Below are 5,942 nucleotides of genomic sequence, written 5' to 3' on the forward strand. Positions count from 1 at the left end.
TGAAGGTTAACGACTTAACCTTTGAGCCAGTGTTAGCTGGGCCAGTAACCGTTGCGCCAGGACAAGAATTAGCCATAGATTTACGAGGAAAGAAAGATGCGATCGCAACTCGCCTCCAACCCTGTACAAGAGGAGACCAATGTCTTGCTCCCTACCTGCCCGCATCCTTTACACTCCAACAGGGACAAGGGTCACAATTCCCGATTCTGATCACAGGAGTACGCCGGGGAGATAACTTAACCGCTCAGATCAAGAATTTCTCCCTAGCTACTCTTAATCTCACTCCTGGTTTGACCTACGGTATTCCCGGTAGATTGGACGGTGAGGTAACAGGGCAAGCAAACCTGAATCTTTTCACCCTAGAAACCTCTGGTCGTAATACTATCGACATTAAGCAACTTGCTCTCGGAGAAATCAACGCTAAACAAGTTAGTGCTAACTTCTCCTATCAAGATGACATTGCCCAGATCGCATCAGCTGCTTTAATCTTGGGCAACAGTCGATATTTATTCAAAAATGGTCGATTTAATCTCAAGTCTCAAGAAATAAACGGCAAGCTTACTATTCCAGAAGCCTATATTGAAGAGCTACTGACTATTGTCAAACATGTTGATATTATCGACATCGCCCAAGGATTCCAAACTACTAATTATTCTACTACTAATTCCTCTAGTGATCAAATTGGTAGCAATAAATTTGGCAACGCTGACCAATTACGACCATTGCCTAGTATAACAGCAGGCTCCCTAGCTAATCTCCTACGACGGTTTGCCAAAATTAATGCCCAAGACGAAGCTGTAGCTAACCCCTTAGATCCTACTACACTCCTGACTAATTTAGATATTCGAGGTAAGTATACTGGGGAAATTGCAGTTGCCGGTATCTTGACTAATCCTAAAGTAAATTTTAATGTCGAGGGCAACAACTGGCAGTGGTATGCTAATTCTCCCAATCAAGTAATTGTGCTCAACCAATTACTTGCTAAAGGAAGTTACGACCAAGGTGTGATTACTGTCCAGCCAGCCCGAATGGAATTGGGGGAAACTGTCTTAGCATTTCAAGGACAGCTTGCCCAAGAAAGCAACTCCGGAGACTTCCTCCTCCAGAATCTATCTTTAGAGACCGTTAGCAACTTAGCAAGCAATTTTGTCACTATTCCCTTTGAGATTGCAGGTAACTTAAATGCCCAAGGCCAGCTGGGGGGTAGTCTCACCAATCCCGAAGTCACCAATGGGCAAGTCGCTGTTGTAGATGGCACCATCAATGATACCTCCCTAGATGATGTTGAAGTAACTTTCGACTATGTTGATTCTCGTCTTGACTTTGATACCAACAAACCAGATTATCTACAAGCCTCTGGTAAAGTCCCCTTTCCCCCCAAACCAAATAGCGATCGCATCGATATCAACCTCAAGCTAGCAACTCCAGCCATGGCACTCCTGAGTGTCGTGACTCAAGAACAAGTGGCATGGGTGGATGGAGAGGATAGAACCGCTGATATAGAACTCAATGTTAGCGGACGTTTGGAGTTAGCAGATGCTATCAAAATTAAAGACTTATCAGGAACATCTGAGGTTAATATCCAGAATGGCACTATCAAAACTAAGTTGTTAGAGGATGACTTTACTCTCAATGTTGTAGGCAAGTTTAAGTTAGATGATCAACGCTTGGAAGTAGTAAACTATCCAGATACAGAAGGTCAAAAAACTCTCGAAGGTGACCTAGCAGGGATTGGATTTTCTGTTTCCGGGGAATTGCCGATAGTGTCAAATAGAACAAACACCTCCAATCCCCTAACCCTGAACATTCCTCAAGATAACCTAAAATTAGCAGGGCTCTATGAAGGTGGAGTAGGCGGTAATGTCGTGATTACTGGTTCAGCATTGCGTCCAGTTATTGCAGGAAACATTAGCTTAGAAAATGGCCAAGCCTTTATCCCCAAGGCACAGGAAACTAAGACCGAGGAAAGTGACGAAAAAACCGTTAAGAATACGTCTAATCAGACTCCCTCAGTAGTTCGTAGTCGCAACAATAATCAGTTTGTGCCTAGGTTAAAGAATTTTCAGGTGAGTTTGGGAGATGAGTTAAGAGTGCAACAGTTTCCCCTATATGATTTTCGACTAGCTGGTGATTTAACCCTCAACGGTCCTATCAATGGCAATCTCCAAAACTTAACAGGATTGGGAACAATTAAGCTGCTACGTGGGGAAGTTGATGTATTAGAAACCGAATTTGTGGCAGACAGGCGGCACAGTAACACTATTGTATTTGTACCAGAGCAGGGATTACTCAATCCCAATTTAGATCTTAAATTTACCACCATAGCCTTTGAGCCTTCTGGTGCCTTACGTCAAAGACGGATTGATAACGAAATCCTTGAGAATGTGCTGCAGTCTTCTCGACCCGACCAAGTAAAGATAACCCTCGCGATCAAAGGTCAAACTAGTCAAATTCTTGCCCTAGGAGGAGAGAAAGATTATTGTGCTGATCAGCAAATTACCAGTAGTGGACTAGCTAAACTTGGTTCAAAAACAACCATCTTGTCTCGCCAACAATTCCAAGAGCTTGCTGAATGTGTTTATGGCGAAGCTATTGCTAATAGTGAAGACAAGGAGTTTCTATTTTCCCCCATTGTCACCTTAAGCAGTACTCCTCCCCGCAGTGAAAGTGGAATTATCGCTCTGCTCGGTAACAGTTTTATTACCCAATTTCAGACTATCGCTAACAGCAACGAACGAGAAATAGCTGAGTTAGTGATTACTCAGTATGTTGTTCGACCAATTATCAAAAATATTTTATTCACCGTTGAAGAAAAAGTCAGTAATGTCGGGAGATCCATCGGATTAGCTGATCTACAGGTTTACCCAACCTTCGATGCCGTTTATGATTTGGGACAAACTTCCTCAGTTGAATTGAGTTACGACTACGTGTTTAATGAGGTACAAGTTAGATATAAATTGCAATTTTGATTAGCTATAATTTAGAATTTAAAATTTAGAATTTAGAGTGCGTAGGGTGTGTTAGGGGCGGACTTGCCCTCATTTTCCGCCTCGTAACCAGTGTTGCAATAGTCCGCCCCGTAACGCACCACCGGGTCAAACAGTTGAAATAGTCTATTATCCCTATTCCCTATTCCCTGTTCCCTGTTCCCTGTTCCCTGTTCCCTTTCTTATACTATTTTTTCAAAATACTACAAATAAGTTCCCCTGGACCGTTCTGTTGAAATGGCACAACAGTTCTGTCTTTCTTAACTCTAATGCGATCGCGACAATTATATATTTCTATAGGAGTAGCAACGCCATTAACACTAACTGATGCTCGATATTCCCATGGATACTTAGCACTCCGCTTGATGCTAAGGATGCAAATCCGGTTGTTATTTTTAGTGCGGCAGTAGGAGAAAGCAACAGCGGGAGGAGCAAAGGCAAAGGATAATGTTAGCAACAGCAATAACGTAGTTAGGTATTTTTTCATTTTTGAAAGTTGTTATTGGAGAGAATCGGGAATCGGGAATCGGGAATCGGGAATCGGGAATCGGGAATCGGGAATAAAATTTAGATTTACCTGACTAGACTAGGAAACGCTAGATTATAGTTTCAAAGATAGATTGTTGCACAACTTGGAAAAAATATAAAGAGATCTAGGTTACGTAAATAAATTTTGATAATTGTTGTTCTCTGTTTCCTGCTCCGAAGCGGGTGCATATCATTAAAGCTGTTTGACCTGGTGGGTGGAACGGGCATCTTGCCCGTGGTGCGTTACGGTGCGGGCTGTTTCAACAAGGCGCGAAGAGGGGAAAAATTAAGGCTCGCCCGCCCCTAACGCACCCTACGAACTGATAGCTGATAGCTGATAACCTTCAACCATCTAACCTTCAACCAAATAACCTTCAACCATCTAACCTTCAACCAAATAACCTTCAACCATCTAACCTTCAACCATCTAACCTTCAACCATCTAACCTTCAACCATCTAACCTTCAACCTCATAACCTTAAACCTGCTAACCAAAAAAAAGTAGCCGCAGAACTATGTTCCACGGCTAGGAATTGTTACTTATGTCTCAACTTTGTAAACCCATCCGGACGTGATCCGATGTGATTGGCCTTTGGCCAGGGGGCAAAGCCCCCTGAAATTTAAGCCCTTAACCCAGAGTTAAGTATTTCGTCATTACCGTGATGAATTCCCCAGGAATCTCAGTTGCCTGAAGGGGGCTCCATTCGTCAATTTGGGCGTAACCCCGTGCATAAAGGGTATACATGGTGTTGTTTATTGCCTGGCGAGAGCCCTGTCTTGATGCAGTCGCTCATGGGGGAAACCCCCAAGACCGCGCTGCATCGCTTCAAAATGTGCTTAATGGGGTATTTTTTGCGGAAAGGTTCCTGAGGAGTATTACTAGGAGTGATATCCTCAGGATTGTTTTCTGGATTAGGGCGAAAATTGTCAGACATAGTTAACAATTCGTTGTTAAGTTTATAAATATAATCATAACGATAATATTTAAATTTGTCAAGGGGTTTTATAATTTTTTTTCGGAGGGGTAATTGAAATAAAATGTACGGTTATGGAATGGGATATTGTTTTTTAAGGGAGTAGGGAATCGGGAATCGGGAATCGGGAATCGGGAATCGTGAACAAATTACAGAATCAAAATGTTAGCGTGCGCGTGGCATTTTTTTCAGAGAATCGAATTTCTTGGTTCTTCAGTACCTGCTATGCTAAATTTCAGGTAAAAAAAACAGAAAACTTACTCTACAAGCGATGCAGCGCGGTCTTGGGGAGCCAGTGCGGTCTTGGGGAGGCAGCGCGGTCTTGGGGGTTTCCCCCATGAGCGACTGCCGTGGTCTCCCCCATGAGAAACTGGCGTGGTTTCCCCCACTCGCGCTTTGCATCAAGACAGGATTCTGAGGCTATTTACTTAACAAGTATTTCTAAATACTGCCTCTTTCCACTGCTCCCTGCTCCCTGCTCCCTTCGTCAAATTGTTAAGTTAAAATAACAAGTACGGAAGAGCTAAAAAAAATCATTTCATTAAACAAGAAAGCCAAATTTGGACTCAGTTACAACAGTTAGGGTTAAAGCCAGGAATAGCTTTTTATCTTCGTTCGCGTTTGGCCTACGGCCACGCGGGGCTCGTTCGCGCAGCGGAGGCCTACGGCCTAAAGCGTCGCCTACGGCGAGGTATAAAAATTACTAAAACCAAACAAGTAGTAGGATTTGATTTGGCAACTAAAGAACTATGACTCTGATTCAGTCTACCTTCTAGCTTCCTTGTCACCCCATCAGCATTATTTTTTTGACCACAAGTCGATCTAATTGCCAATCCATAAGGCTTCTGGCTTGGTTGTCACCCCGTCAGGCTGCTTTAAGGCAGGATGCAGAAGGCAGAAGGCACGTAATACCGTAGTTGCAACTATTGTTAATAATTCCAGTGATTTTACAAATGATTTAAGATTACTATATGTTACAAGTTGGCTCTTCCGGCTTTGCGGTGATAAGACAAGCTTATGTCAGGTAATTCCGCCAGTTCCAGCCACGTTGATTTTCGATTTTGTGCCTTTTAATACGTTTTCAACCACAGATCCGGAAGAGCCTACAAGTTTTGTCCCTTGATAGCTATAAAGGATACTGTTTTGATACTTTTGTCAAGTACCTTTTTTACTAAATTAGATGAGCTTACCCTGGTAAAATTTAGTCATAAGCTTATTGATTGTAAACAATAATTAATGAAAATTAATCCTAATGAATAGGAGTGTTTTATACGAAAAATGAGAGCTATATCCCTTGTCATGTCTGCTTTCTAACTATTTTCGTACAAAAAAAAAAAAAAAGTGTTGACTTTCTCAAATAATAACGATAAGATACCAAAAGTTATTAAGCAGCCTATCTATATATAGCGTTCGTCATAGCTATGAGGTACACATTTTTTTTGCCCTCTTCCCT

The 5,942-nt window shown here is 42.2% G+C and carries 3 protein-coding genes and 1 pseudogene; 1 reads left to right on the plus strand and 3 read right to left on the minus strand.

The features are described from left to right. Nucleotides 1–2,969, plus strand: a 2,969-nt coding sequence (locus tag F6K49_RS34195; protein ID WP_293103808.1) for a translocation/assembly module TamB domain-containing protein, incomplete at its 5' end; no start/stop codon positions are given. Nucleotides 2,970–3,174: 205 nt separating this feature from the next. On the opposite strand, the gene F6K49_RS34200 is transcribed toward F6K49_RS34195, so the two are convergent. The 3 genes and pseudogenes from F6K49_RS34200 to F6K49_RS34210 all read right to left on the minus strand — a co-directional run bounded on the left by F6K49_RS34200 (nt 3,175) and on the right by F6K49_RS34210 (nt 4,878). Then, a complete protein-coding gene (locus tag F6K49_RS34200; protein WP_075900484.1) occupies nt 3,175–3,474 on the minus strand; it encodes a hypothetical protein in 300 nt (99 codons plus the stop codon). A 669-nt stretch (nt 3,475–4,143) separates the two neighbouring features. After that, nucleotides 4,144–4,450: pseudogene (locus F6K49_RS34205) on the minus strand (hypothetical protein). A 296-nt stretch (nt 4,451–4,746) separates the two neighbouring features. After that, the gene (locus F6K49_RS34210; RefSeq protein ID WP_293058634.1) at nt 4,747–4,878 is read right to left on the minus strand and encodes a hypothetical protein; all 132 of its coding nucleotides are present in this window, start codon (nt 4,876–4,878) and stop codon (nt 4,747–4,749) included. Nucleotides 4,879–5,942 lie beyond the last annotated feature (1,064 nt).

It is taken from the genome of Moorena sp. SIO3I6, assembly GCF_010672095.1.

Excerpts from the sequence above, each read along its gene's own strand:
- F6K49_RS34200 (WP_075900484.1), bottom strand. The coding sequence starts at position 3,474 with ATGAAAAAATACCTAACTACGTTATTGCTGTTGCTAACATTATCCTTT.